We start from the raw sequence: 26,623 nt of genomic DNA, 5'->3' as shown, positions 1-26,623 counted from the left end.
TTGAATAAATGCAATTTTTTAGCCGCATACAGATAAACAACCGCACTTTTCAAAACTTCACAACACCACCATTGCGCGAAGACAGCCGACGCGGCAATCCGAAAATAGTCCGATTCCGTGTGGATAAAACCGGATTGCCGTGCTTCGTTCGCCATGACAAGGATTTTTGATTTTGAACCAGCATCAATAAAAACCTGTATCCCATGACAAAATCAATTGTTCAACTATGTATAAATAAAATCCATTAACGATAAAATAATGGCCAAAAAAGCCATGCCACCAGTACAAATACGCCGAAAATCATGGCAGTGGCATAGGTATAAATAAAACCGGTTTGAATTCTGCGCACAACACTTGCCACGGCACCGATTACTTTGGCAGTGCCGTTTACCAACACATTGTCAATCAACAAAACATCACCGATTTTCCAGAAAAATTGTCCGATGGCGCGGCTGCCTTTGGCAAAAACGTTGTAGTAAATGGTGTCCAGATAATATTTGTTATCCAGCAAACGATACAACGGACCGAGCGCGGACGCAATTTTCGCAGGCAATTGCGGGGCTTTAATATATAAGAACCATGCAGCCACAACACCGGCAATCACCAGCCACAGCACAGGGCTGGTAAAACTGTGCGTTACCATGCCGACTATACCGTGAAATTCCTCTTGCAACGTCAACATCGCCGGATGCGCTTCGGTGTTTACCGTAATCACACCATTAAAGAAATCGCCGAACAACATGGGTTTGATTGCCCACATGCCAACAAGTACCGAAGGGATTGCCAATAAAATCAGCGGCAAAGTAACCACCCACGGACTTTCGTGCGGGTTGTCGTTCGGTTTTAGACCGTGGTGTTCTTCATGTGCATTATCGGCATGATGATGTGTTTCACGCCATTTCTCTTTGCCATGAAACACCATAAAATACAAGCGAAATGAATAAAACGCAGTAACAAACACACTTGCCAGCACCGCAAAATAGGCAAAACCGGCGGCAGATAAATTTGAAGCATGTGCCGCCTCAATAATGGAATCTTTAGAGTAGAAACCAGAGAAAAACGGTGTGCCAATCAAAGACAATGAACCCAGCAGCATGGTCAGCCAAGTAATCGGCATGTATTTTTTCAAGTTGCCCATGTTGCGCATGTCTTGATCATGGTGCATACCGATAATGACACTGCCCGCCGCCAAGAACAACAAGGCTTTGAAAAAAGCATGCGTCATTACATGAAACACCGCCACCGAATACGCAGACACACCCAACGCCACCGTCATGTAGCCCAGCTGCGATAATGTTGAATAGGCAATCACCCGTTTGATGTCATTTTGGATCATGCCCAAAAAGCCCATAAACAAGGCTGTAATCGCGCCGCTGACCAGAATAACATTCAACGCGGTATCCGATAATTCAAACAAGGGCGACATACGCGCCACCATAAAGATACCGGCGGTTACCATGGTTGCCGCGTGTATCAAGGCAGAAATCGGCGTGGGGCCTTCCATCGAATCAGGCAGCCACACATGCAAAGGAAACTGCGCCGATTTACCCATTGCACCGACAAACAACAAGATACAGGTGATGGTCAATAATGACCATGCCTGACCCGGAATCAATTCCAAAGTGGCGTTTGCCAATGAAGGTGCAACGGCAAAAACATCAGCATAATGCAAACTGCCTCCGAAATAACCCAATACCAAAGCAATGCCCAGAATAAAACCGAAATCACCGACACGGTTCACCAAAAACGCTTTTAAATTGGCAAAGGTTGCGCTTGGCCGTTTGAAATAAAAACCAATCAATAGATACGATACCAAGCCCACCGCTTCCCAGCCGAAAAACAGTTGGATAAAGTTGTTGCTCATCACCAACATCAGCATCGAAAAAGTGAACAGTGAAATATAGCTGAAAAACCGCTGGTAGCCATCGTCGTCATGCATATAGCCAATGGTGTAAATATGCACCATCAACGACACACTGGTTACCACCACCAACATGGTCGCGGTGAGGGTATCCACTAAAAAACCAACAGAAAAATCCAAGCCGCCCATGGTCAGCCATGTGTAAACATCGTTGTTGAACGTTTCTCGCTGCCCTTTAATGAAACCATATAACACCCACGCCGACAACACAGTCGACACCGACACGCTCAAAATAGTTACGCTGTGCGCACCGGTGCGGCCAATATACTTCCCGAATAAACCTGCCAGCAAAGAACCAAACAGGGGAGCTAAGGCAATTGTCAGATATACACTCATCTTTATTTTCTCTCTATCGTCTTAACCTGTTGATTAACCTTTGAGGCTATCTAAATCTTGAACGTTGATGCTGCGCCGGTTACGGAAAATCAACACCATAATCGCCAATCCGATGGCGGATTCAGCAGCGGCCACCGTTAAAATAAAAAACACAAAAATTTGACCGGCGGTATCGCCCAAGTATTGGGAAAATGCCACAAAATTAAAGTTCACTGCCAGCAACATCAATTCAATCGACATCAATAAAACCAGCACATTTTTACGGTTCATAAAAATGCCCATGGCGGAAATGGCAAACAACAACGCTGCCAGCACCAAATAATGGGTTAAGGTAATCATGCTTTACCCTCCTCTGTTTCCTGTTTGCTTTCAACAGCAGCTTGCGGCACTTCAGTATTCATTTTTACCATGCGGAAGCGATCTTTTGCCGATACTTTGACTTGATCAGCCGGGTCGATAAAGCGCGGATTGGTATTGGGGCGGTGTACCAGGGCAATTGCCGCCACCATACCCAGCACCAGTAACACCGCTGCCAATTCAAACGGCAACAAATACGTGGTATAAATTTGCATACCCAAATCACGAACATTGCTGTAGTCGCCCGCAACATCGGGAGCTGCACCAAACGCCACCAAATTGGTTTTGGGATTGATCAGAATCACAATGATTAAAGCCGCGGTGAGTATGCCGACGACTGCCGCAACCGGCGCATGCCGCCAAAATCCGGCGCGCATTTCTTCAATGTCGATATTGAGCATCATCACCACAAACAAGAACATCACCATGACTGCGCCAACGTACACTACCACCAGCACAATACCGAGAAACTCAGCCTGCATCAACAGCCACATCATCGCACTGGCGCAAAACGTCAATACCAAAAACAGGGCGGCATGTACCGGATTTTTGGCCATTACCGTACTGAGCGCACCCACCACAATCACAGCGGCGAACACATAAAACAAAATCAGTTGCAAAGTCATAGCCACCTCTTAACGGTATGGAGCATCAGCCGCTTTGCACTTGGCGATTTCGCTTTCATAGCGATCACCGATTGCCAGCAGCATGGGTTTGGTAAAATGCAAATCACCGCGTTTTTCGCCGTGGTATTCAAAAATATTGGTTTCCACAATCGCGTCCACCGGACAAGCCTCTTCGCAAAAACCGCAAAAAATACACTTAGTTAAATCAATATCATAACGTGAAGTGCGGCGTGTACCGTCTTCACGCTGTTCTGTTTCGATGTTAATCGCCATTGCCGGACAGACGGCTTCACACAATTTACAAGCAATACACCGTTCTTCGCCGTTAGGATAGCGGCGTTGCGCGTGCAAACCGCGGAAGCGCACTGATTGCGGTGTTTTTTCCTCAGGATAATAAATCGTGATTTTACGGGCAAAAAAGTTTTTCAGGGTGATGCTCATCCCCTTGACCAACTCGCCCAGCAAAAAGGTTTTAACTATATTTGCCATAACAATTCCTCTTTCGCCCTATTGCCACAATGACAGCGGCGAAATCATCCATAAGCCCAGCGCAATCACCGCCACAATAGTAACCGGAATCAAAATTTTCCAGCCCAAACGCATAATTTGGTCGTAGCGGTAACGCGGGAACGTGGCGCGTATCCACAAATAGCCGTACAACACCGCTGCCATTTTAATAAACATCCACACCGCGCCCGCTGAACCGATAATGCCCCAGCTTTTCGGAAACGGCGACAGCCAGCCGCCCAAAAACATAATGGCGGTTAAAGCAGCCACCAAAATCATGAAAATATATTCTGCCAAGAAAAACAAGGCAAAGGCAAAACCGGAATATTCCACATGAAAACCGGCAACGATTTCAGACTCACCTTCGGCAACGTCAAACGGCGCACGGTTGGTTTCCGCAACGGCAGAAATCAAATACACCAAAAACAAGGGAAACAGCGGCAACCAGTTCCATGAAAATACCGAACCGCCCATAATTCCGGTGGATTGTGCAGCAACAATATCATGAAAATTCATGCTGCCTGAAACCATAATCACCCCGATTAAGGCAAAGCCCATGGCAATTTCATAAGAAATGGTTTGTGCGGAAGAGCGCATTGCGCCTAAAAAGGCATATTTGGAATTAGATGCCCAGCCCGCAATAATCACACCATACACCGACAATGAGGTAATCATCAAAATATACAATACACCTGCGTTGATATTGGTCAAAATCCAGTTTTCACTGAACGGTATCACTGCCCATGCGGCAAACGATGGGGCTAATGACAGTATCGGACCAATATAAAACAAGGCTTTATTGGATTGAGACGGCCGTGTTACTTCTTTAAACAGCAGTTTTAATACGTCGGCAAACGGCTGAATCAAACCAAATGGGCCCGTTACATTCGGACCGACACGCAGCTGCATATAACCGATGACTTTACGCTCGAAGTAAGTTAAATACGCCACCGTTAAAATGAGCGGCAATAAAATCAGGACGATTTTGACCACAATCGCCGCCACCAGACCAATGTCTGTGCCTAATAATTGTTGAAACCACGCTTGCATGATTATCCTTTGCTCAATTCAACAGTGCTTAATAACGCGCCCGCTTGCCAGTTGTTTTGGTGCAAGGGCAGGTGTACCACGTTTTCAGGCAGCCTGTCATCAACGGCAACGGTAACACGGAATGCACTCGCACCTTGCTTGAGAACAGCCGTTTCACCGTCAGCCAAACCAAATTGCGCCAGCGTTACCGAATGCACACGTGCAGCCGGTTCAGCCGCCTGAGGCGTGGCTTGTAGCGGCGCAGAGCGGCGCACAATCGCATCAGTGGCATAAATACCCACACCGCCCACGCGCACCACCGCTGTATTTGTTATCGGCAGCACGTTTACACTGATTTCATTATTCAATTTACCGGTTAAGCCATTCTCGGCAATGGCGTCTTCAAGAATTTCTTCGCTGCAATCATAATCAAAGTCTGCCAGTTCCAGCATATTTCCCAAAACACGCAATACTTTCCACAAAGGGCGTGCATCACCCACCGCTTTTACCACCCCGCGGAATGATTGCAAACGTCCTTCCATATTAATCAGGCTGCCTGAAGTTTCGGTAAACGGCGTAATCGGCAGCAACACATCAGCCACATCACGCAATACCGCACTGTCATATGCCGTAAACGCCATCACGGTTTGCGCTTGCTTTAAGGCAGCAATTGCCGCAGCACCGTCAGCAATATCAATTTCCGGCTCTACATTAAACAACATTACCGCTTTTTTCGGGTTGGCAATTTGTTCAACAATCGTGTTTTCAGCAATGGCGGCACTCACGCCCACCACACCCGCACCCACACTGTTAGCCGCTTGCGGCAATACACCCATTACAGCACCGGTCTGCGCCGCTAAGTTTTGAGCAGCCGCATAAATGGCAGCTGCATCGGGGTGATTTTGTGCTTCCGCACCCATCACAATCGCAGAAACATCGCCCTCTCTCAATGCTTTACCAATATCATTATTCAGCGCATTTTCCAGCCATGATGCCCATTGCCACGGATGAACAACTTCCTGAGCAAGCAAAGGCATATACAGAATTTCTTTGTCTGCCGCCAATACCATGACTTTCATACCATTTTTGGCAGCTTGCCGAATACGTGCCGTCAATAAAGGCTGTTCTTGGCGCAAACACGTACCCACAAACAACACCACATCATTTTTAGCCAATTCTTCAATGCGCTGACCCAGCCACGGCGCACCTTTCAGCGCACCCGCCAGACGGCTGTCTTGTTGGCGTAAACGGCTGTCAAGAGCAAACACCTCTAAACCTTCTGCCAATTTTTTGGTCAGATACATTTCTTCTATGGTGTTTGCGGGATTCACCCACATGCCAATGCCGTCACTGCCAAAATCACGGTGGACGCCGCGCAGACCTTTGGCAACATAATGCAAGGCTGTTTCCCAGTCCACAGTGTGCCATTGTCCGTCTTGCTTGATTTGCGGCTGAGTTAAACGGTCGGTATATAAACCCGCATATGCAAAACGATCGCGATCACTCAGCCAGCATTCATTGATTTCTTCGTTTTCCAAAGGTAGCACACGGCGCACGGTATGATCTTTGGTTTGCACCACCAAATGACTGCCTAAAGCATCATGAGCAGAAATGGTTTTGCGGCGGCTCAATTCCCAAGAACGCGCATTGTAACGGAACGGTTTGCTGGTAAGCGCGCCCACCGGGCACAAATCAATGATGTTGCCTGAAATTTCGCTGGTTACGGTTTTACCGATAAACGGCATGATTTCAGAATGATCACCGCGATTCGCCATGCCGATTTCTTGGTAACCGGCAATCTCTTCGGTAAAACGCACACAACGGGTACAATGAATACAACGACTCATTTCCGCCGCCGAGACCAAAGGCCCCATATTTTTACTGCCGACAACATGCTTTTCTTCTTGATAGCGACTGCCGCCGTTGCCATAACCCACTGACAAATCTTGTAGCTGGCATTCACCGCCTTGGTCGCAAATGGGACAATCCAACGGGTGATTAATCAACAAAAATTCCATCACTCCGCGCTGCGCCTGTTTTGCCAGCGGTGAATCGGTTTTAACCACCATGCCGTCCGTAACCGGAGTGGCACAAGCAGGTAACGGCTTGGGCGCTTTCTCCACTTCCACCAAGCACATGCGGCAATTCGCGGCAATAGACAATTTTTTGTGATAGCAAAAATGCGGAATGTACGTACCCGCCAGATGAGCAGCTTCAATCACCGTACTGCCCGGCTTCACCTCAAGCTGTTTACCGTCAATTTGAATTTGTAACATGGGTTTGCAATCCTAATAACAAGATGCGCTGACACATTAAAGCCAGACACACCGATATCCGTTTACATCAGCGTTAAGCCTAGCACCAGCGGTGTTCTTTCATGGGTTTGCCGTGTTCGATATAGTGTTCAAATTCGGCACGAAAATGTTTGGTAAAACTGCGCACAGGAAACACTGCCGCGTCTGCCAGGGCACAAATAGTCCGTCCCGCCATATTGTTACCGACAGAATCCAACAATGCCAAATCTTCGGGACGACCTTCACCATTGGCAATGCGATGCACGATGCGGTACAACCAACCTGTTCCCTCACGGCAAGGAGTGCATTGACCGCAGGATTCTTCATAATAGAAGTAGCTTAAACGCTCCAAGGCTTTGACCATACACACATCTTCATCCATCACAATCACCGCACCGGAACCCAGCATCGAACCGGCTTTGCTGATGGCATCATAATCCATGGTAACTTCCATCATGATGTTACCCGGCAATACCGGTGCAGACGATCCGCCGGGAATCACGGCTTTCAGTTTTTTGCCGCCGCGCATACCGCCCGCCATTGCCAGCAAATCTTTAAATGGCGTACCCAAAGGCACTTCATAATTACCCGGTCGTTCCACATGTCCGGAAATGGAAAATAATTTAGTGCCGCCGTTATTGGGTTTGCCTTTATCGGCAAACGTTTGACCGCCGTCGCGAATAATAAACGGCACTGAAGCAAAAGTTTCGGTATTGTTAATGGTAGTGGGTTTGCCATACAAGCCAAATGAAGCGGGAAACGGCGGTTTAAAACGAGGCTGACCTTTTTTGCCTTCCAATGATTCCAACAAAGCAGTCTCTTCGCCGCAGATATACGCCCCATAACCATGATGCGCAAACAAATCAAAATCAAAACCGCTGTTCAGAATATTTTTGCCGAGATAACCCGCTTCACGCGCCTGTTTTAAGGCTTCTTCAAAACGCAGATAGCCCTCAAAAATTTCACCGTGAATATAGTTATAACCGACAGCCACACCCATTGCATAGCCGGCAATAATCATGCCTTCAATTAAAGCATGGGGGTTGTACATAATGATGTCGCGGTCTTTGAATGTTCCCGGTTCACCTTCATCGGTGTTGCATACCACGTACTTGGCGCCGGGAAAAGAACGCGGCATAAAGCTCCATTTTAAACCGGTAGGAAATCCCGCACCGCCGCGACCGCGCAAACCGGACGCTTTCACTTCAGCAATCACATCGTCTTGCGTTATTTTTTCGCTTAGGATTTTCTTCAATGCCTGATAGCCGCCGCGTGCGGTATAGGCTTCCAGTTTCCAATCATCGGCTTCTTTGGCATTGACTTGGTCAAAAATGACACCTGTTTGATAAATTGTCATCAGTTCAACTCCGCCAATTTCGCTTCTATGGCTTCTTCGGTCATAAAGCTGCACATCTTATGATTATTCAGCAACATCACTGGCGCATCACCGCAAGCACCCATACATTCGCCTTCAACCAAGGTGAATTTACCGTCTGATGTGGTTTCACCGAAACCAATACCCAAGCGTTGTTTTAAATAATCCGCTGCCGCCACACCGCCGCGTAAGGCACAAGGCAGATTGGTGCACACCGTGAGTTTGTATTTACCCACCGGTTTTAAGTCATACATATTATAAAATGTAGCGACTTCATAAGCGGCAACGGGGGCAATACCGATGTACTCGGCAACATACTCAATGGTTTCCGGTTTCAGGCAGCCTTTTTCGGTTTGGGCAATCCGCAATGCACTCATCACGGCACTGCGGCGTTGATCCGCCGGATATTTAGCCAATTCCACATCAATTTGTTTCAAACTTTCAGCGGATAATATCATCGATCCACCTCCCCAAATACAATGTCTTGCGTACCGATAATCGCCACCACGTCAGCCAGCATATGACCGCGTGCCATTTCATCCATACCTTGCAAGTGCGCAAAGCCCGGTGCACGAATTTTCATGCGATAAGGCTTATTTGCACCATCGGAAATTAAATAAATCCCAAATTCACCTTTCGGGTGTTCAATACCCGCATACACTTCACCTTCAGGCACGTGCATACCTTCAGTAAACAATTTGAAGTGGTGAATGAGTTCTTCCATACCCGTTTTCATGTCTTCGCGTTTAGGCGGTGCGACTTGATGGTTTTCACTGATTACCGGACCGGGATTCTTGCGCAACCAAGCAACGCATTGCTTAATAATGCGATTGGATTCACGCATTTCATTGATGCGGCATAAATAGCGATCATAACAATCACCATTGATGCCCACGGGAATATCAAAATCCACCAAATGATAAGCATCATAGGGTTGTTTTTTGCGTACGTCCCACTCAATACCCGATCCGCGCAACATAACGCCGGTAAATCCTTTTTGCAATGCACGTTCGGGCGACACCACACCAATACCAACCGTGCGCTGCTTCCAAATACGGTTGTCCGTGAGCAAATTTTCATACTCGTCAACACAGCTCGGGAAGCGATTGGTAAAGTCTTCGATAAAATCCAACATGCTGCCTTCTCGAGCAGCATTCAATGCTTTTAATACTTTGGCACTGCGGTATTTGCTGGATTCGTATTTCGGCATTGATTCGGGCAAGTCGCGGTAAACACCGCCGGGGCGGAAATACGCCGCGTGCATACGCGCACCGGATACCGCCTCATACAAATCCATTAAATCTTCGCGCTCTCTGAACGCGTAGAGAAATACCGTCATTGCACCAATATCCAGCGCATGTGAACCAATACTCATTAAATGGTTCAAAATACGGGTAACTTCGGCAAACATCACACGGATATATTGTCCGCGAATCGGCACATCAACACCCAACAACCGCTCCACTGCCAGACAATAGGCTTGCTCATTGCACATCATCGACACATAATCCAAGCGATCCATATAGGGTAAAGCTTGGATAAAGGTACGGCTTTCTGCCAGTTTTTCAGTACCTCGATGCAACAAACCGATATGCGGATCGGCACGGACGATGGTTTCGCCTTCCATCTCCAAAATCATGCGCAGTACACCATGCGCCGCCGGATGCTGCGGACCGAAGTTAATGGTGTAATTACGTGTTGTATTAGCCACCGTACTGCTCCTCTCTGACGATTCTCGGCGTGATTTCACGCGGCTCAACTGTTACCGGCTGATACACCACTCGCCCTTCTTTTTCGTCATAGCGCATTTCAACATAACCGGACACCGGAAAATCTTTGCGAAACGGATGACCAACAAAATTATAATCGGTAAGAATACGGCGCAAATCGGGGTGATTGTTAAATAAAATTCCGTACAAATCAAACGTTTCCCGCTCATACCAATTGGCAGAATTATAAATATCCACCACAGAATCCACCACCGGGAAATCATCGTTGTCTGCCCACGCGCGCACACGCACACGCCAATTGTGTTTTACAGACAACAGCTGGCTTACCACCGCAAACCGTTTGCCTTCCCAACTTTGATTCCGATAGGTACTGTAATCCACGCCGCACAAATCAATCAACTGCTCAAAATGCAAATCAGCATTATCGCGCAATGTTTGCATGATGTTGTGATAATCCGCCGCCGCACAATCCACAGTCAGCTCCCCCAAAGCAAGGGTAACTTTTGCGGTTTCAGCCAAAGCGGCTGCCAATGCTGCCTGAAGTTTGCTGATTTCTGCCATATTCAAACCCCTTAAACCCGCGCAATGGTAGATGTGCGTTTAATTTTCTGCTGCAACTGTATCAGCCCGTATATCAAGGCTTCTGCAGTGGGCGGACAACCGGGCACATACACATCTACCGGCACAATACGATCACAGCCGCGCACCACAGAATATGAGTAATGATAGTATCCGCCGCCGTTGGCACAAGAACCCATCGACAACACCCAGCGCGGTTCTGCCATTTGCTCATACACACGGCGCAAAGCCGGTGCCATTTTATTGCACAGCGTACCTGCCACAATCATTAAATCCGACTGACGCGGCGACGGACGGAAAATGATTCCGAAACGGTCTAAATCGTAGCGCGCCGCGCCCGCCTGCATCATCTCAACCGCACAGCACGCCAAACCAAATGTAACCGGCCACAGCGAACCCGTGCGCACATAATTCAACACCGTATCCGCACTGGTGGTGATGAATCCTTTGTTTAAAACGCCCTCTATTCCCATTCCAAAGCGCCTTTTTTCCATTCATAAACAAAGCCGATGACTAAAATCACCAAAAACACCATCATCGACCAAAAACCATAAGCACCCAGCTCTTTAAACACCACTGCCCACGGCACCATGAACGCCACTTCCAAATCAAACAAAATAAACAAAATCGCCACCAGATAATAACGCACGTCAAACTTCATGCGTGCATTCTCAAAAGCCTCAAATCCGCATTCAAACGAATCTTGTTTAACCGCGCCCGGTCGGTTCGGTCCCAGCAGCAAGCCCAGCACAATAAACAGGACACCTGCTGCCAAACCCACCAGCACAAACACCAATATGGGGAAATAATTTTCCAGCATGATAGTTCACACCCCGTGAAAATTTAGGTAAAAGCATTGGTCATTATAACCAGCTTTTAAAGTATGTTAAAGAATTTGTCTTCGGCACTGCCCGCACACAACACCAAGCAATAATAACGCGAATACTTGCTTGATACAAAACAACCCTGCAATCAAATCAAATTTATCATTTTAATTTACTTTTCAATCAGTTAAACAGCTAAACTCAATTTTACCGCCTGATTGCTTACTCAGGCAGCATCATACGCCCTACTCTTGAAACAAACCAAAATAATAAATTGACATCATCAGTATTTTATAAATAGATGGCTGATTTATAATCAATTCTTTTTATTTTTCATGTCAAATCACACCTTGGCGGCACAATAATCAACTTCAATTCCCTTTTAAAATCAGTTAGAATTTACGTTGCTTAACGCGAAACCCAAAACCAAAGCCTTTAACAAAAAACAAACTGACTCAATAATAAACACATTTTGATTCTTTAGCCATAATCCTTTTTGTGCGTTTTGCAGGCAATTTAATATCATTTTCAGGCAGCCGCATACCAAACAAGCTGCCTGTTAAAGAAAGGTTTTCCAAGTATGTTCATGTATATTCTGCGCCGTATTTTGATTTTAATCCCCGTCTATATCGGCTTAACCTTATCCACATTCACCTTGATTCGGCTGGTACCGGGTGATGTAGTGGAAGTGATGATGGGCGAAAAAGGCGTAGATCCCGCCATGCACGCGCAAGCCTTAGCACGTTTGGGGCTGGACAAGCCCCTGATTGTACAATACTGGAATTATTTAAGCGGTATTTTTCATGGTGATTTCGGTGCTTCTTTCCGCACCCGAACACCGGTTCTGGACGATTTTTTTACTCACTTTATTCCCACCTTGGAATTGGCATTGTGCGCCATCATCATTGCCGGCACCATAGGCATCAGCGTCGGCATTATTGCCGCCCTGCGCCGCGGTTCTTGGCTGGACTACACCCTGATGTCCGGCGCATTGGCAGGCTACTCCATGCCGATTTATTTATTGGGTCCGATTCTCACCGGCATTTTTGCCCATTACTTGGGCTTGTTGCCCGTATCGGGCGTTATTTCAGTGGCACAATATTTAGATGTTAAACCGCTTTACGGCTCGTGGTTATTGGGTTCTTTATTTTCAGGGCAAGAAGGTGCGTTTTGGAACGTGGTTAAACACTTTATTTTGCCCTCGCTGGCATTGTCCACCATTCCTTTGGCAATGATTTCCCGCATGACGCGCTCGTCTATCTTGGAAGTTTTGGGTGAAGACTATGTACGCACCGCCCGCGCCAAAGGTCTGTCGCCTGCACGTGTGGTATTGGTGCATGTCATGCGCAATGCGTTGATTACCGTGGTAACGGTTGTCGGTTTGCAAATGGCAACCCTGCTCTCCGGTGCTATTCTCACTGAAACCATTTTCAGCTGGCCGGGTGTGGGCAATTGGCTTTTGGAAGGATTTTTCAGCCGCGATTACCCAATTGTACAAAATGGTATTCTGCTGGTTGCCACCGCCTTGATTTTAATCAGCTTACTGGTGGATATTCTGTATGGCGTCATCAACCCAAAAATTCGCCATGCCTCATAAATTAACCCATTAACCCAATAATTTCCTATTAAACAGTCTGCTTGTCATATTAAAATCATCTGTTTCAGGCAGACTGTTAAAAAACAACCCAATATTCACCACAAAAATAACCGCTTGGAGCCTATCAGCAATGGACGACAGTGAGTCGAAAACGCCCAATTTTTTTGAACGCTTGGTCAACAAAATCGCCGGAGACGCGCCGGAAACCGAACAACAAGTATTGCAGCTTCTGCGTCAAGCACATGAACGCGGCGTATTTGATGCCGATGCCCTGCAATGCTTGGAAAATGTAGTCCATTTTTCCGAACTGGGCGTGCGCGACGTCATGATTACCCGCAGCCAAATGGACGTCATTAAATCCGGCGATTCGCCCGAACGCATTATTGCTTATGTGCAGGAAACCAGCCATTCGCGTTTTCCTGTTATTGGGGAAGACAAAGACGATATTTTGGGCATTTTACATGCCAAAGATTTGCTGAAATACTGGAATCGCACCGAGCATTTTCAGCTGACCCACCTCCTGCGTGAAGCCGTGTTTGTTCCTGAAGGCAAATCGCTCAACAGCCTGCTCAAAGAATTCCGTGAACAGCGCAACCACATGGCGATTGTGGTGGACGAATACGGCGGCACTTCAGGGTTGGTTACTTTTGAAGACGTGCTGGAGCAAATCATCGGCGACATTGAAGACGAATTCGATGAAGACGACAGTGCCGACAATATCTTCGCCGTTTCGCCCGAGCGTTTCCGCATCAATGCCGTTACCGAAATTGATGACATCAACGCGTTTTTCGGCACAAACTACAGCAACGAAGAAGTAGATACCATAGGCGGCTTGGTGATTCAAGAATTTGGTCATGTACCCGTGCGCGGCGACAAAATCAGCATCGGCAAACTGAATTTCACCATTGCCCGCGCCGACGCACGGCGCTTGCATACTTTGATGGTGTCAATAAACAAAGACGAAGAATAATCCCGCACAAACAAATCAAAGGCTGCCTGAAAATCGTTTCAGGCAGCCTTTTTGGTTTTAACGTTATTTCAATAACACATCTACCTGCCGATACAATGCCCCGAAATCCGGCTCACCGACAAAAGTTTTCACCACTTCACCCGAGCGATTAACCAATACCGAAGTGGGTGCAACTTCCACACCATAGGCTTTGCCCACCTGATTATTGGTATCAATGGCTACCTGAAACGGCAGATTTCGCGTTGCCGCATAGTTGCGCACACTGCTTTCAGGGTCATACGGCAATGCGATTCCAATGATTTGAAATGCCGATTGGTTTTGATAATCATGCGCCATTTTAATGAGTTTCGGCATCTCACTGACGCAACCCGGGCAAGACGGATACCAAAAATTAATCAGCGTTACCTTGTCTTGCAAATGTGTTTGGTTCACCGTTTTACCATTTAAATCCACCAGCGAAAAATCCGCCGCTTTGGGTGCACTCGGCCACAAAATCAACGCCACCGCCGCTGCCAGCACCGCAGCAATCAATACACTCAACCATTTTTTCATGCTTTATCCTAAAATAAATATTAATCCCTGAGTAAACCCATTCAGACTGTTTTTTCAGGCTGTTTTTTCAAGCAAACTGTTCAATCTTTCTTTCAATTCATCGTCAAACCCCACCGCTTTATTGCTGTTTTTGTCCACCGCCACAAACACAATTTCGGCATCTGCCACCACCGTATCCGTGTTTTTTAACGTAATCACCTGCTTTAACACCGCACTGCGCTGGCGCACCAGGCTGAAACCGGTATGAATCACCAAATCATCATCGAACACCGCACCGTGCCGATAATTGATGTTAATATTCACCACCGCCATGCCATAGCCCCGCTGCCAAAACAAAGGCGTGAGTGCTTCGTCCTCAAAATACGACCAGCGCGCTTCTTCCAAAAATTCCAAATAGCGTGCATTGTTTACATGCAAAAACAAATCCAAATGATAGCCGCGCACACGGATATGCGTTTGATGAGATTTTGCCATACCGCATTCCTTTATTTTAAGTGATAACCAAATGATAAAAACCGCACCTTTCTATCATATAATTCATTCAATTGCACCTTTCAGGCAGCCTATTGTTTCAGGCAGCCTGTTTTTTAACCCAACCGTTACACGGAGATAATAGATGACGCATTTACTCTTAGCCCCAGTTGGCATTCAAAACAATTTTACCAACATTGCCAACGGACTGATTTATGCTTTAACGCAAAACGGACACAACACATTTTTATTTCAGCCGATCGGCAGCGATGCCGCCGTCAGCTTAAGCCAAGCGGAAAATTGGATTGCCGCCGGACACGATGACGATTTAATTGAAAACATCACCGCTCAATTCAACAAAGCCGCCGCCGCACATGACGTTACCGTGATTAAAGGCTTAGAACCTTGCGGCGAACGTCTGTTTTTGGCGAATAAAAACGCACAAATCGCCAATGTATTAAACGCCCGTGTGATTTTAACGGTTACGGCACAAGACACAGCGGCAGCCACCATTCAACGCTTAAAGCTTGCCAAACAGGCTTATGCCAACAGCCCAACCGAGATAGCGGGCTATATCTTAAATTTTGAAGGCAGCGGCACTGATGCGGCAACCTATTTGCAGCACATCAACGATCAATTTGCCTGCGGCAATTGGCATCCGCAGTGTTTGGGCGTATTGCCGCCGCAAGCAGAAGCGCAATCGGTTGCCGAACACTTAAACCACGAAAGTTTAAAACACCTGCTGAACACACCCGTTAAACCGCGCTTAACACCGCCGGTATTTCGCCTCAACATGCTGGAGCAAGCCCGCGCCGCCGCCAAACGCATTATTTTGCCCGAAGGCAGCGAGCCGCGCACCGTAGAAGCAGCAATTATTTGTCACCAAAAAGGCATTGCCCGCTGTGTACTCTTAGCAAAACCCGAAGAAGTGGCAGCCGTGGTTAAAAGCAAATGCCTTGAACTGCCCGCCGACTTGGAAATCATTGACCCCGACACCATTCGCACCAATTATGTTGCCCCGATGGTTGAATTTCGCAAAAGCAAAGGCTTAACCGCAGAAGCCGCCGCCGAGCAATTAAAAGACACCGTGGTATTGGGCACAATGATGCTGGCTTTAGATGAAGTGGACGGCTTGGTTTCCGGCGCAGTACACACCACCGCCAACACCATTCGCCCTGCCCTGCAATTGATTAAAACCACACCCGATGCCGGCTTGGTTTCCAGCGTATTCTTCATGCTGATGCCCGATCAAGTATTGGTGTACGGCGACTGCGCCGTCAATCCCAATCCCACTTCCGAAGAGCTGGCAATCATTGCCATTCAATCGGCGGATTCAGCCAAAGCCTTTGGCATTGAGCCGAAAGTGGCAATGATTTCCTATTCAACCGGTACATCAGGAGCCGGTCCGGACGTAGAAAAAGTAGCCAAAGCAGTGGAATTGGTGCGCACCAAACGCCCCGACTTACTGATTGACGGCCCCCTGCAATACGATGCCGCCAGTGTTCCCTCTGTGGGTAAATCCAAAGCACCCGACAGTGCCGTTGCCGGTCAAGCCACCGTGTTTGTGTTCCCCGATTTAAACACCGGCAACACCACGTACAAAGCCGTGCAGCGCAGTGCCAACGTATTGAGCGTCGGTCCGATGCTGCAAGGCTTAAATAAGCCAGTCAATGATTTATCGCGCGGCGCGTTGGTGGACGACATTGTTTACACCATTGCGCTGACCGCCATTCAGGCAACTCAAAAAAATTGATGAACTGAATTTAACGGCATTAAAAAACACCAAACCCAAACACCGGCATCGTTGTTTTAAAACAAACTGCAACGCAGCAGATAAAAACAACACGCCGGTGTATTGGGATTTATTTCAGGTATGTGCTTTTGCTGTTTCCGCTACAGCCCGCGGATAAAGCGGCACAACGTTTTCAGGTTTCGGAGTATTGTGTTCCGCCTGCCAAGCATCATAATTTGCTTGCAGTTTTATCCAGAAACCAACACCGGTATTAAGCACAATGGATAATCGCATCGCCATTTCAGGCGTGATTCCCACCTTACCATTGATAACACGGCTCAATGCGGTTCGGGTTACACCCAAATGCCTTGCCAGTTCGGTAATAGTCGTATCTGTCAAATATTCCCGGATAATTAAGCCCGGGTGTGCAGGGTTGTGCATGCCCATTTTTCAATCCTTTCAATGATAATCTTGGTAATCCACCAACTCGATATCCGCGCCGACAAAACGAAAAGTAATCCGCCAATTGGCGTTTACCTTAACGCTCCAATGGTCTTTCAACACACCTGCCAGCGCGTGCAAATCCCAGCCGTTGATGTCCATATCTTGCGGGCAATCCGCCGCCTCCAATGCAGTTAATATCAAATTTAATTTTGCCGCATGTGCCGCCTGAATGCCCGCCTTGCTACCGGTACGGTAAAATTTTTCCAAACCTTTGTGCCTAAAACTAATAATCATATTTGTTGCCTTGTGCGTGTATTTAAACAATACAAAAATAACCGTGTATTGTCAATACACGGTTAGATAACTTATTGCCAACGCCAAATTTTAACTTTATATTTTATTCAATATAAAATATTATAAATATCAAATAGTTATTAAAAATAATATTTTATTATCGTTAAGTAATATTCACTCAACAATTGACCTCCTTTCCTGCCTAAAAACTGGGGAAAAGGTCAATTCAGCAATAATTTAATGTGCGGTTTATTGGGCGAATCAGCGGGTTTACTGCTTTCGGCTGCCTGAACAGTGGCTGCCTGAATAGCAGCTTGCTGTTGGCTTGACAATAAGCCCGACCAATCGCCGCTGCGATACCAATCCCGTCCGTTGTCTTCAATCGGATGCGGAATACGTATAGAACCGTTGCCGCATTGCAAATCGTGTTCGGCACAATATTTATCGCAGCCCCAGCAAATGCGTTCGGGGTGTTTGGGAAACAGCGGAAAAGATTTACTCATCAATGAATTTTGTCTGTAAAACAGGCTGCCTGAAATACCGAGCAACGTTTTCAGGCAGCCTGTTGTTTTGTTTTAACCGTTTACTTCCAATACTGCCACCACGGCATTGACTGGCTTTCCCATTCTTCAGACAAAAAGCGGCTGTTGGGATAATTTTGCGCCAACACACGGCGGGCATCATCGCTCAATTGTTTTTTGTCCAATTTCTGATAAGCGGTAACCATCATCGCCAAGGATTCTTCAACATAGCGGGTGTTTTGGTATTGCGCCACAATTTGCGCGGCGCGGTTGGCAGCCGCCAAATAAGCACCGCGTTTCATATAATAACGCGCAATTGCCATTTCATTACCGCCCAAAGCGTCCACCAGTTTTTGCATGTATTCGGTGGCGGATTCGGCATATTTGCTGTTGGGATAGCGGGCGAGCAGCTCGGCAAATTTGGCGTAAGCCTCACGGTTGGCTTTCGGATCACGATCTGCCCAATCTTGCGAAGCCAATTTGTTTAAAAATGTTTGTTCTTCGTTAAACAACACCAAAGCCTGCAAATAGAGTGCATAATCCAGATTCGGGTGCTGCGGATGCATACGGATAAAATTATTCAGCGTAACCAACGATTTTTCCGGCTCTCTGTCGCGATAATACGCATAGGCAGTATCCAATTGCGCTTGTTCGGCGTAGCGGCCATAAGGAAAGCGCGATTCCAAAATTTCATATAACTTGACAGCACGGGTATAATTACCGCCGTTTAACTCATCATGTGCTTCTGCGTATAAGCGCTGCACCGACCAATTTTGCGTGATTTGCGCATCTTTATCCACCGTAGCGGTGTTGGCGCACGACGCCAGCATCACACTCAAGCCAATGGCCAAAAGCAATTTTTTCATGGAAAACTCTTCTTTTTCGACTAACGAAGCTGATTATAACGATGATTTTGATTTTTCGGCAGTATCTGATGCAGAAAGTATCATCAATTTAACCGCGGATAACGATTTAGCGGGCTTGCGCTTGGATGCTGCTTTGGCAAAATTACTGCCTGATTACTCGCGCAGCCGCTTGGCTTCGTGGATTAAAAACGGTGCGGTGCGGGTAAACGGCAAAAGCGTGTCGCCCAAACACAAATTGGCGGGCGGTGAACACATTGCCGTAATTGAGCAAGCACCCACTGAACAAACCGCATTTGAAGCGGAAGACATGGCATTGAATATTGTGTATGAAGACGATGCCGTTCTGGTGGTCAATAAACCTGCCGGTTTGGTGGTTCACCCGGCGGCAGGCAATTGGCAAGGCACATTACTCAATGGTTTATTGGGCTATTGCCCGTCTTTGGCACACATACCGCGCGCAGGTATTGTTCACCGCTTGGATAAAGACACCTCGGGTTTAATGGTTGTCGCAAAAACCTTGGCGGCACAAAATCACTTGGTGCAGCAATTGCAGGCACGTACCGTTAAACGCATTTACCGCGCCGTTGCCTGCGGTATTGTGCCGTTTGACGGCAAAATTGACACCCTCATCGGGCGCGACCCGCACAACCGCTTAAAAATGGCGGTTGTTCCCTTTGGCGGCAAACAAGCAATCACACACATTAAAGTATTGGAACGCTACGCCGATTACAGCTACATCGAATGCCGTTTGGAAACCGGACGCACCCACCAAATTCGGGTACACATGAAAACCGCCCGCCACCCGCTGGCGGGTGATGCTGTTTACGGCAATCCGCGTCATGCGGCAAGCGATGCGGTGAAAGCCGCGATACAAACTTTGGGGCGGCAGGCTTTACACGCTTTTCGTCTGCATTTTATTCATCCGACAAGCCAAGAAACCGTGCAATTTGAAGCACCGCTGCCCGATGATTTGTATTATTTATTGTCGGTGCTGCGTTTGGAATCCGGCATGGATTCTGCCCTGCGCCGCGAAGACAGCCTGCACCAAGCCATCAGCGATGATGACGATTGGAACGACGACGATTACGATGTTGATGTGGTGTATGTGCGCGATTAACAAACCGCGCCGTATCCAAAGACAGCATCAGCCCTGCCGAGCAGCGGCAAGCGGCAAATATTTGTATCCGCGTGAATACTGGCTGCCTGAAACGCGGTTACTTATTATTGTGGCTGCCTGAAAGCAAAAAACAAACGCAAGCAATTGTCAGCGGCATCGCGGCAACAAACCGCTCAATACTTTTCCCATTCCCGTTGTAATGCCCGAATATTTTGTTCTCGGTCGGTAACAATTTGCTGCCAACGGTTGATTTCCTGAGCATTGCCGCGGGCTTTGGCATTCGCCAAATTCTGCCGTGCTTGTTTTAATGCGGCTTCTTCCAATTGCATATCGCGCTCAACCAATTGCTTGGGCGATTGTTTTATGACTGGTGCAGGCGGTAAAGCGTGGGCTGGCGGCAGTGGTTTTTTGATATAAACAGAGGGCGGCGGTAATTTGATTGCATTTTCGTTGATGTTGCCAAACTCTTTTTCGTAAATCAATTGCATTAGCGCATCATCATCGTTGATGGCTTCGGTTTCTTCGTCCACGCCATCCATCACCGACAATTCACATTTACCTTGCGGGTAAGAAGTAAATACGGCTTTGCCGGTGGACAGCCGGCAGATATAAACGGGCTGTGCGGCAAGATTGGCGGCACCAAAAGCCAAGCACAGCAGCAAAAAACAACGAATTACGGACATGGCGTTGTTTCAGCCTGCCTGTTATCTATCCTGTTATCCATTATATTGATTTGATACACAGCTGTTCTCCCCCATACCGTGATGATTCGCTTTGCTTTTAATATTTCAATCAAATCTCAAAATAAGCCAATTGTGCGTCTTCTTTGTCTTTAATCACACTGCTGTTTGCAGTGCCGCCATAAGAACATTGATGGCATAAATATTATACGATAATCGCTGGCATTCATATTTAAAATAGCTTGTTTCAATTAAACCAAAACAGGCAAACAAAAACGGGCTGCCGCATCGGCTTAACGCTTTCGCGGCAACGGCAGAAAAACATGGCTTTACCGCTCGCTGCCCGCCCGCAAAGCCCGCCCATAAAAAAAACTGCCTGAAAAATTTTACGTTTTCAGGCAGCCTGTGTTACCGCTTTCAATCAATCATGAAACTTACACAACCAATTGATTGTTTGCCAGCAAGGTTTCCAAATCGGTTTGGACACCATAGAGTGTTACCAAAGTGCTGTACTGACCATTGCCGTCCATATCCACGCTGATTACAGTACCGCCGTTTACGGACGCGCTGCTGCCGTCTGGGTTGGTAACGGAATAAACGGCATTGACATCATAATGGACATCAACAAAGTCCAGCACGCTGTTTGAAGACACATTTAAATGCAGATTGCCGTCTTCATCGGTGTATAAGCCCGGGCTGCCGGTGTAGTCTTCCAGCAAAGCATGCAAGTCAATCACATCAGCATCGGTATCCACGCCCACTTTGCCAACATGGAAATACAATACACTGTCTTGACCGTTGCCGGCAGTGCCGTCGGCGGCGGCAGGATCGCGCACTTCAAATTTAATGGTGTCAGATCCGCCCGGCGACACGCCGTCGCGCGACAAGAAGTAGGTGTCGTTGCCTAAGCCGCCGTCCAGTGTGTCATCGCCTTTGCCGCCAACCATCTCATCATTGCCGCCGGAACCGATGACTTGCTCCACATTCACGAAGAAGTCGCTGTATTGGTCAGTGCCTTTGACTTTCGTTGCCACGCCCAATTCCATATCCACGATGATGTTCCAACCGGTCATGCGGCTGTAGTCCAACACGTCCATGCCGCCGGTTTCGCTCCATACTTTTTCACCGAACGCATTTACTTCCCAGCCGCCGCCGCCGTTGTAGTAGTCGTTGCCGAGCGTACCAAAGAAGGTGTCGTTGTAGCCGGTGCCGCTGATGCCGGTGGCAAACGGGTTGTTGATATTGCCGCTGTTGGTGCCGGCGTTGTTTTCAGCGAGAATCGCTTCGGCGGTTAAGACATAAGCCTCGTTGGAGTGAACCGCTTTCAGGTTGCCCCAGTTGGTGTTTACCAATTGATTGGTATAGCCGCCGCCTGCGTTCGCACTGCCTTGTACACCGGCAACACTGCCGACATTTGCCGGTGAACCGTTAACGGCATTAAGCATTTGCACAGAATAAGTTTCATTGGCATCTAAGCCGTAGAAGCTCACCAAGCCCATGGAGTTGCTTGAGCCTGAAGACTGCGGGTTAACCAATTGTGTGGAAACACACACGCCGTGGCTGTCGTATAACTTCACGGTGTTGCCGTAGAAGGTATTGATACCGAAGCCGTCAACAATGCGTACATGCAGGGCAGTACCGTCAGCGGCAATATTGGCATTTCTAATGGCAATACTCGGTGCGGCGTTATCCATGGTATTGACGAGGTTCAGGGCTGCGGATTGGTACAGAATCAAGTCAAGCGATCCGTCCCAGTCGTAGTCCACCACCACGGCACCAGTGATGTTGTTGTTGATTCCCGACAACGCAATCGGTTGGTTTGAGGAAGATGAGTTGTATCCCCATGCACCTGTACCGTTGTTCAGATACAGCATCGGTGCTTTATTTGCCTCAGTACCCGCCACGCCTTGGAAGTTATTCGTTACTTGACGCGGTACTTCAATGATGTCTATCAAGCCATCGAAGTTCCAATCCACCGCAAACGAGGTGCCGCCGGAAATGCTGTCGCCAAACCACAGGGCTTGAGCATCGGTGGCGTTCAGTTTGCCGGTGCCGTCGTTCAGGTAAATACGGGATTCCGCACTGGACGCAGCGTTTTTAGAACCTCGGTTGATGTAAACATCCAACCAGCCATCGTTGTTGTAATCGCCCACGGTTACCGATTGCGATAATTTACCGCTGTCGTCACCGCCGTCGTTGTCGAACACATTGGCTTTATGCACATAAGTAAAGCCTTGAGTCCTTTCACTGGTGTTGTAGAAAATACCCATGCTGCGGCTGGCGTTACCGGTAATCCCAGTACCGGCAACATTCAAATCGGTATGGGCAATGATGTCAATCGTACCGTTATTATCCAAATCCACCGTACCGATTTCGTGCATCACCGACAGCGCAGCAGGCGGCGTAGCGCCGGTTACCGAACTTGTACCCAAACCATTTTGAATGGTATAGGCACCAAGCGGCGGTCTGCCGTTTTCGGCACTAGTGCCGGTGCCGTTAACCACATTGCTTTCGTAGGTTAATGCGCCGTTGGTGTTTTTCATAAACGAAATGGAATCTGATTCCGAATCTGCCAGTACAAAATCCAGATAGCCGTCACCCTCACGGTCATACGCCACCGCACCGCCCAAATGGTTTAGTGTTCCTTGGGTTACCGTTTGCGGAGTCCAAGTGCCGTTACCATTGTTCATCCAATACGCAGTGCGCCCGTTGTTGCCGTAGTCAGAGATTTGGCTCATGACATCAACAAAGCCGTCGCGGTTTAAATCCACAAACATGGCACTGTTTACATAGTGCTGATAACCGTCATTATTCAGGTTAGCCGGCTGCGTTAAATAAACGGAAGTGTAATCATCGTCCAGCGGATTGGTAATGGTGTAAATCCGTCCGGCATTGGCCCTGCCGCCGGTGCCGAGAGAGCCCGATACTTGACCCACGCTTTGGAAGAAGTTCCAATTACCATTAACATCAATGGTCGCTGCCGCAGCATTTAAGCCCAAGCCGGTGGCAGGCGTGGTACCACCCCAGTGCGTGACGATTGGCTGCGAGCCGCTTTCATCGCCGGCACCGGTTGTCCGGAACGGGCTGGATGAAGAAATATTGCCCGCTTTGTCAAACACCCAGAAGCCCAAGCTGTGGCTGCCTGCTGCCAACCTGACATTGTTGATGCTCCAATTGCCGCCGGCATCAACTTGCGCCCAAGCAACCACTTTATCCAAACCTTCTTCCAGCATGGTGTTGCCGTTTACGTCGTCTATCAAGGCAACGCGGCTACCTGCTTCGGCTTTGCCGTAAACCGCACTGCTGAAGCTGAAGGTGTTGATAGTGGTTACCAGCTGCGGAATATCCGGTGCTTTGTTTAAACCTGCCGGTGCAGTCAAATCCACAATGATTGTGTGGTCAGCCATGTCGAATACGCTGCCGACAGCACCCACTAAGCGCATTTTGACGGTGATGCTGGCATCGGTGGTGTAGGTGTTGCCGTCAAGCAAGGCTTGCCAATCTGTGCCGTTAATCACCGTTAAATCACGCCAAGTTACGCCATTATCTGTTGAAAGCTGCAGGATTTCGCCTGCTGCCAAGGCACGGCCCAAGACGCCGTTGATAATGGTTGGCGATGGATCTCGGGTGATCAAATCATTATTCACCGCGGTTGACGTGGTGATGTCGCCGAGTTGCGGCGGCAAACCATCGGCAGTATCCACAACCACAAAGAATGTGGTGTTGACACCGGCAGGCGGTGCGGAGCTGATAACAACAGATGTTGCAACCTGTGTGCCGATATTGGCTGCCGCATCAATCAAGCGCGCCCGAATCATATAGGTGCCGTCTGCCATTGTGTTGGCAGTGTTGTCGTACAGCCATGTTCCGGCAGCGGTGTTCATAACGGCATCCAGCCACGTTATGCCGCTGTCTAAACTGATTTGCACTTTATCGCCGGCATCTAAATTACCCATTGTGCCGTTGAATACCAAGGTATTGTCTTGGGTTTTGAAGTCGCCCAATACACCGGTGTCTTCGGTAATGCCGGTAATCGCCAATGTGGCTGTGGGTGCAACAGTGTCAATCATCACCGATTGCTCGGCAATGTTGCCTTTAACCGCCGCCGCATTTTCCACCCAAACTCTGTAGTCATGGCGGCCTGAAACCAAAGTAGCACTGTCAGCATAGTTCCAGTTGGTGCCGTTTACAAATTGAGTAATATCAGCGAAAGGTCCATTGTCGCGGCTCACATACACGCGTTCACCCGCTGCCAAAGCTCGGCTCAAAGTACCGCTGAGGGTGATGTTTGTGGCGCTGGTAATCCAGTCGCCTTGTACACCGGTATCAGGCGTTAAGCCGGTTATATCAACCGTAACATCGGGTTTGCCGCTGATGATGGTGATGGCTTGGCTGGTTGACGTGCCGGTATTGCCTGCCGCATCAATCACCCGTGCTTGTACGGTGGTTACGCCATCGGGCAAAGGTGTATTGGTGTGGTCAAGCGTCCAAGTTTGTCCGGTGGCAGCGGCATCAAGCCATGTTGCGCCGCCGTCGAAGCTCAGCTGTACTTTCTCACCTGCGTTTATCGTGCCGTTGATGCTGCCTCTGAGGATCAGCGTGTCATCATCGGTTATCCAGTCGCCGACAATACCGCTGTCTTCGGTGATGCCGGTAATCGTGGCAATTGCCGTTGGCGGCGTGGTGTCAATAATCGCAGAAGCCGTATCTTGAGCAGCATTGCCAACAGGGTCTGCCACCGATGCGGTGATGGTGAGATTGCCGTTATTGAGTACCGATAAATTGATACTCACACTCCACGCGCCGTTGCTCACCACCGCTGTTCCGGGGATATGAGCAGTGCCGTCGGTTACATCAACGGTAACGGTTTGACCGTCGGGAATATCGGTTGTTACCCCGCTGATAACCACAGCACCCGCTTCCGCCGCATTGATGTAGCCATCGCCGGAAATCGGTTCGCTAATGGTAATGGACGGCAAACCGGTTTGTATGCTGTAGCCTTTATCACCGCTCAATTCGGAAGTATTTCCGGCAAGATCGGTAAACGTTACTTTGGCTTCTACTTTTTTGTCCCCATCAGCACTTAACACAGCTGATGGCACCCAAACACTCCAGTTTGTGCCGTTTACCGTGGCAATATAGTCTTGGCTGTTCACGGTAACGGTAACCACGGTGGTTAAACCGGTTTCTGTGGGTGCATTGGTGATGCTGCCTTTCACTTCCACACCGCGCGGATCAGTCATTTCACTGGCATTGATCACGTTATCACCGGCAACACTGTCCACAGTGAATGTGGTATTGCTGATATTCGGTGCAGTGGTATCAACCGTCAAAGTAACGCCGGTCGAAATCGGACCCAAATTACCCGCCGCATCACGCACCTGTGCGGTGTAGCGATAGGTATCATCTGCCAAATTGGCGTTGTCGTTAAATACCCAGCTACTGCCGGTTACCGTAGCAACACCCACTTCGGCTCCGTCGCGGTACACCACCACTTTCTCACCCGCAGCCAAGGCGGCGCTTAAGCTGCCTTTGATCGTCGGGTTGGTGTCGTCGGTCGGTACGCTGAACGCAAAGTCCCCTTGTTTGCTGCCCACATCGTCGCCGTAGTTCACGATGGCAACCGTTTGTGTCGGCGCGGTGGTGTCTACGTTGATGGTGAACGCGTTGGACGGCGCACTTTCGATGCCCGACGCGGTGGTCACGATCGCGGTATAGGTGTAGCTTCTGCCGTCGGTCACGCTGTTGTTGTCGGTAAACGTCCAGTTGTTGCCGGTGGTGACAGCGGCGGTGCCCAATAA

Annotated in this window: 26 protein-coding genes; 6 read left to right on the top strand and 20 right to left on the bottom strand. The window is 48.3% G+C overall.

Features of this window, described 5'->3' with window-relative positions:
- Positions 1-8: 8 nt before the first annotated feature.
- On the top strand, positions 9-170 hold the full coding sequence (locus tag Q384_RS13110; RefSeq protein ID WP_156956402.1) for a hypothetical protein: 162 nt from the start codon (positions 9-11) through the stop codon (positions 168-170).
- 74 nt (positions 171-244) lie between these two features.
- Here the strand turns inward: Q384_RS13110 and nuoL are convergent, their stop codons facing one another.
- The 12 genes from nuoL to Q384_RS02135 form a co-directional block, all read right to left on the bottom strand.
- Positions 245-2,257, bottom strand: coding sequence for an NADH-quinone oxidoreductase subunit L (gene nuoL, locus Q384_RS02190; protein ID WP_037585698.1), 2,013 nt, complete (start codon positions 2,255-2,257; stop codon positions 245-247).
- A gap of 33 nt (positions 2,258-2,290) precedes the next feature.
- Positions 2,291-2,596 carry an NADH-quinone oxidoreductase subunit NuoK gene (nuoK, locus tag Q384_RS02185; RefSeq protein ID WP_037585696.1) on the bottom strand — a complete coding sequence of 102 codons (306 nt, stop codon included), beginning with the start codon at positions 2,594-2,596 and terminating at the stop codon, positions 2,291-2,293.
- A complete protein-coding gene (locus tag Q384_RS02180; protein WP_037585694.1) occupies positions 2,593-3,240 on the bottom strand; it encodes an NADH-quinone oxidoreductase subunit J in 648 nt (215 codons plus the stop codon). Before Q384_RS02180 ends, nuoK begins: the two co-directional genes overlap by 4 nt.
- Before the next feature lie 9 nt (positions 3,241-3,249).
- Entirely contained in the window at positions 3,250-3,729 is a 480-nt protein-coding gene (gene nuoI, locus Q384_RS02175) for an NADH-quinone oxidoreductase subunit NuoI (protein WP_037585691.1), read from the bottom strand.
- Between the two features lie 18 nt (positions 3,730-3,747).
- On the bottom strand, positions 3,748-4,797 hold the full coding sequence (gene nuoH, locus Q384_RS02170; protein WP_037585690.1) for an NADH-quinone oxidoreductase subunit NuoH: 1,050 nt from the start codon (positions 4,795-4,797) through the stop codon (positions 3,748-3,750).
- A gap of 2 nt (positions 4,798-4,799) precedes the next feature.
- Entirely contained in the window at positions 4,800-7,052 is a 2,253-nt protein-coding gene (gene nuoG, locus Q384_RS02165; RefSeq protein ID WP_037585687.1) for an NADH-quinone oxidoreductase subunit NuoG, read from the bottom strand.
- A gap of 79 nt (positions 7,053-7,131) precedes the next feature.
- Positions 7,132-8,427: an NADH-quinone oxidoreductase subunit NuoF gene (nuoF, locus tag Q384_RS02160; RefSeq protein ID WP_037585686.1), complete on the bottom strand. Its 1,296-nt coding sequence runs from the start codon at positions 8,425-8,427 to the stop codon at positions 7,132-7,134.
- On the bottom strand, positions 8,427-8,900 hold the full coding sequence (nuoE, locus tag Q384_RS02155) for an NADH-quinone oxidoreductase subunit NuoE (RefSeq protein WP_037585731.1): 474 nt from the start codon (positions 8,898-8,900) through the stop codon (positions 8,427-8,429). The genes nuoF and nuoE overlap by 1 nt, the downstream gene beginning before the upstream one ends.
- On the bottom strand, positions 8,900-10,156 hold the full coding sequence (locus Q384_RS02150; protein WP_037585684.1) for an NADH-quinone oxidoreductase subunit D: 1,257 nt from the start codon (positions 10,154-10,156) through the stop codon (positions 8,900-8,902). Before Q384_RS02150 ends, nuoE begins: the two co-directional genes overlap by 1 nt.
- Positions 10,149-10,736, bottom strand: a complete 588-nt coding sequence (locus tag Q384_RS02145) for an NADH-quinone oxidoreductase subunit C (protein WP_037585683.1) — start codon at positions 10,734-10,736, stop codon at positions 10,149-10,151. Before Q384_RS02145 ends, Q384_RS02150 begins: the two co-directional genes overlap by 8 nt.
- 11 nt (positions 10,737-10,747) lie before the next feature.
- Positions 10,748-11,227, bottom strand: coding sequence for a NuoB/complex I 20 kDa subunit family protein (locus tag Q384_RS02140; RefSeq protein ID WP_037585682.1), 480 nt, complete (start codon positions 11,225-11,227; stop codon positions 10,748-10,750).
- Positions 11,218-11,574 carry an NADH-quinone oxidoreductase subunit A gene (locus Q384_RS02135; RefSeq protein WP_037585680.1) on the bottom strand — a complete coding sequence of 119 codons (357 nt, stop codon included), beginning with the start codon at positions 11,572-11,574 and terminating at the stop codon, positions 11,218-11,220. The genes Q384_RS02140 and Q384_RS02135 overlap by 10 nt, the downstream gene beginning before the upstream one ends.
- A 584-nt stretch (positions 11,575-12,158) precedes the next feature.
- On the opposite strand from Q384_RS02135, the gene Q384_RS02130 reads away from it, so the two are divergent.
- Together Q384_RS02130 and Q384_RS02125 are read left to right on the top strand one after the other, a co-directional pair.
- The gene (locus tag Q384_RS02130) at positions 12,159-13,175 is read left to right on the top strand and encodes an ABC transporter permease subunit (protein WP_037585678.1); all 1,017 of its coding nucleotides are present in this window, start codon (positions 12,159-12,161) and stop codon (positions 13,173-13,175) included.
- Positions 13,176-13,305: 130 nt separating this feature from the next.
- Positions 13,306-14,145, top strand: coding sequence for a CorC family transporter (locus tag Q384_RS02125; protein WP_037585677.1), 840 nt, complete (start codon positions 13,306-13,308; stop codon positions 14,143-14,145).
- A 63-nt stretch (positions 14,146-14,208) separates the two neighbouring features.
- On the opposite strand, the gene Q384_RS02120 is transcribed toward Q384_RS02125, so the two are convergent.
- Complete coding sequence (locus Q384_RS02120) at positions 14,209-14,697, bottom strand: TlpA disulfide reductase family protein (protein ID WP_037585676.1); 489 nt, start codon at positions 14,695-14,697, stop codon at positions 14,209-14,211.
- A gap of 54 nt (positions 14,698-14,751) precedes the next feature.
- A complete protein-coding gene (locus Q384_RS02115) occupies positions 14,752-15,171 on the bottom strand; it encodes an acyl-CoA thioesterase (protein WP_037585675.1) in 420 nt (139 codons plus the stop codon).
- A gap of 301 nt (positions 15,172-15,472) precedes the next feature.
- Between Q384_RS02115 and pta the strand changes: the two genes are divergently transcribed.
- Positions 15,473-16,921 carry a phosphate acetyltransferase gene (pta, locus tag Q384_RS02110; protein ID WP_245608492.1) on the top strand — a complete coding sequence of 483 codons (1,449 nt, stop codon included), beginning with the start codon at positions 15,473-15,475 and terminating at the stop codon, positions 16,919-16,921.
- Between the two features lie 114 nt (positions 16,922-17,035).
- Here pta and Q384_RS02105 read toward each other — a convergent pair whose 3' ends face one another.
- From Q384_RS02105 to Q384_RS02090, 4 genes are all read right to left on the bottom strand, one after another.
- On the bottom strand, positions 17,036-17,347 hold the full coding sequence (locus Q384_RS02105) for a HigA family addiction module antitoxin (RefSeq protein ID WP_037585671.1): 312 nt from the start codon (positions 17,345-17,347) through the stop codon (positions 17,036-17,038).
- Positions 17,348-17,359: 12 nt separating this feature from the next.
- The gene (locus Q384_RS02100) at positions 17,360-17,638 is read right to left on the bottom strand and encodes a type II toxin-antitoxin system RelE/ParE family toxin (RefSeq protein WP_037585670.1); all 279 of its coding nucleotides are present in this window, start codon (positions 17,636-17,638) and stop codon (positions 17,360-17,362) included.
- A 221-nt stretch (positions 17,639-17,859) separates the two neighbouring features.
- Entirely contained in the window at positions 17,860-18,141 is a 282-nt protein-coding gene (locus Q384_RS02095; protein WP_037585669.1) for a DUF3079 domain-containing protein, read from the bottom strand.
- An 80-nt stretch (positions 18,142-18,221) separates the two neighbouring features.
- The gene (locus tag Q384_RS02090) at positions 18,222-19,025 is read right to left on the bottom strand and encodes an outer membrane protein assembly factor BamD (protein WP_037585668.1); all 804 of its coding nucleotides are present in this window, start codon (positions 19,023-19,025) and stop codon (positions 18,222-18,224) included.
- Between Q384_RS02090 and rluD the strand changes: the two genes are divergently transcribed.
- Together rluD and Q384_RS14230 are read left to right on the top strand one after the other, a co-directional pair.
- A complete protein-coding gene (gene rluD / locus Q384_RS02085; protein WP_037585730.1) occupies positions 19,024-20,142 on the top strand; it encodes a 23S rRNA pseudouridine(1911/1915/1917) synthase RluD in 1,119 nt (372 codons plus the stop codon). The two genes, Q384_RS02090 and rluD, sit on opposite strands and share 2 nt — an antisense overlap.
- Positions 20,129-20,263: a hypothetical protein gene (locus tag Q384_RS14230; RefSeq protein WP_281174491.1), complete on the top strand. Its 135-nt coding sequence runs from the start codon at positions 20,129-20,131 to the stop codon at positions 20,261-20,263. The genes rluD and Q384_RS14230 overlap by 14 nt, the downstream gene beginning before the upstream one ends.
- 52 nt (positions 20,264-20,315) lie before the next feature.
- Here the strand turns inward: Q384_RS14230 and Q384_RS12525 are convergent, their stop codons facing one another.
- Positions 20,316-20,825 carry a hypothetical protein gene (locus tag Q384_RS12525; RefSeq protein ID WP_051940306.1) on the bottom strand — a complete coding sequence of 170 codons (510 nt, stop codon included), beginning with the start codon at positions 20,823-20,825 and terminating at the stop codon, positions 20,316-20,318.
- A 431-nt stretch (positions 20,826-21,256) separates the two neighbouring features.
- On the bottom strand, positions 21,257-26,623 hold a 5,367-nt coding region (locus tag Q384_RS02075; protein ID WP_037585667.1), incomplete at its 5' end, for an Ig-like domain-containing protein.

This window comes from Stenoxybacter acetivorans DSM 19021, from assembly GCF_000745895.1.
GTDB classification, from domain to species: domain Bacteria; phylum Pseudomonadota; class Gammaproteobacteria; order Burkholderiales; family Neisseriaceae; genus Stenoxybacter; species Stenoxybacter acetivorans.
Note: the sequence above shows the minus strand (reverse complement) of the source record. Positions and strands in the feature narration are given on the sequence as shown.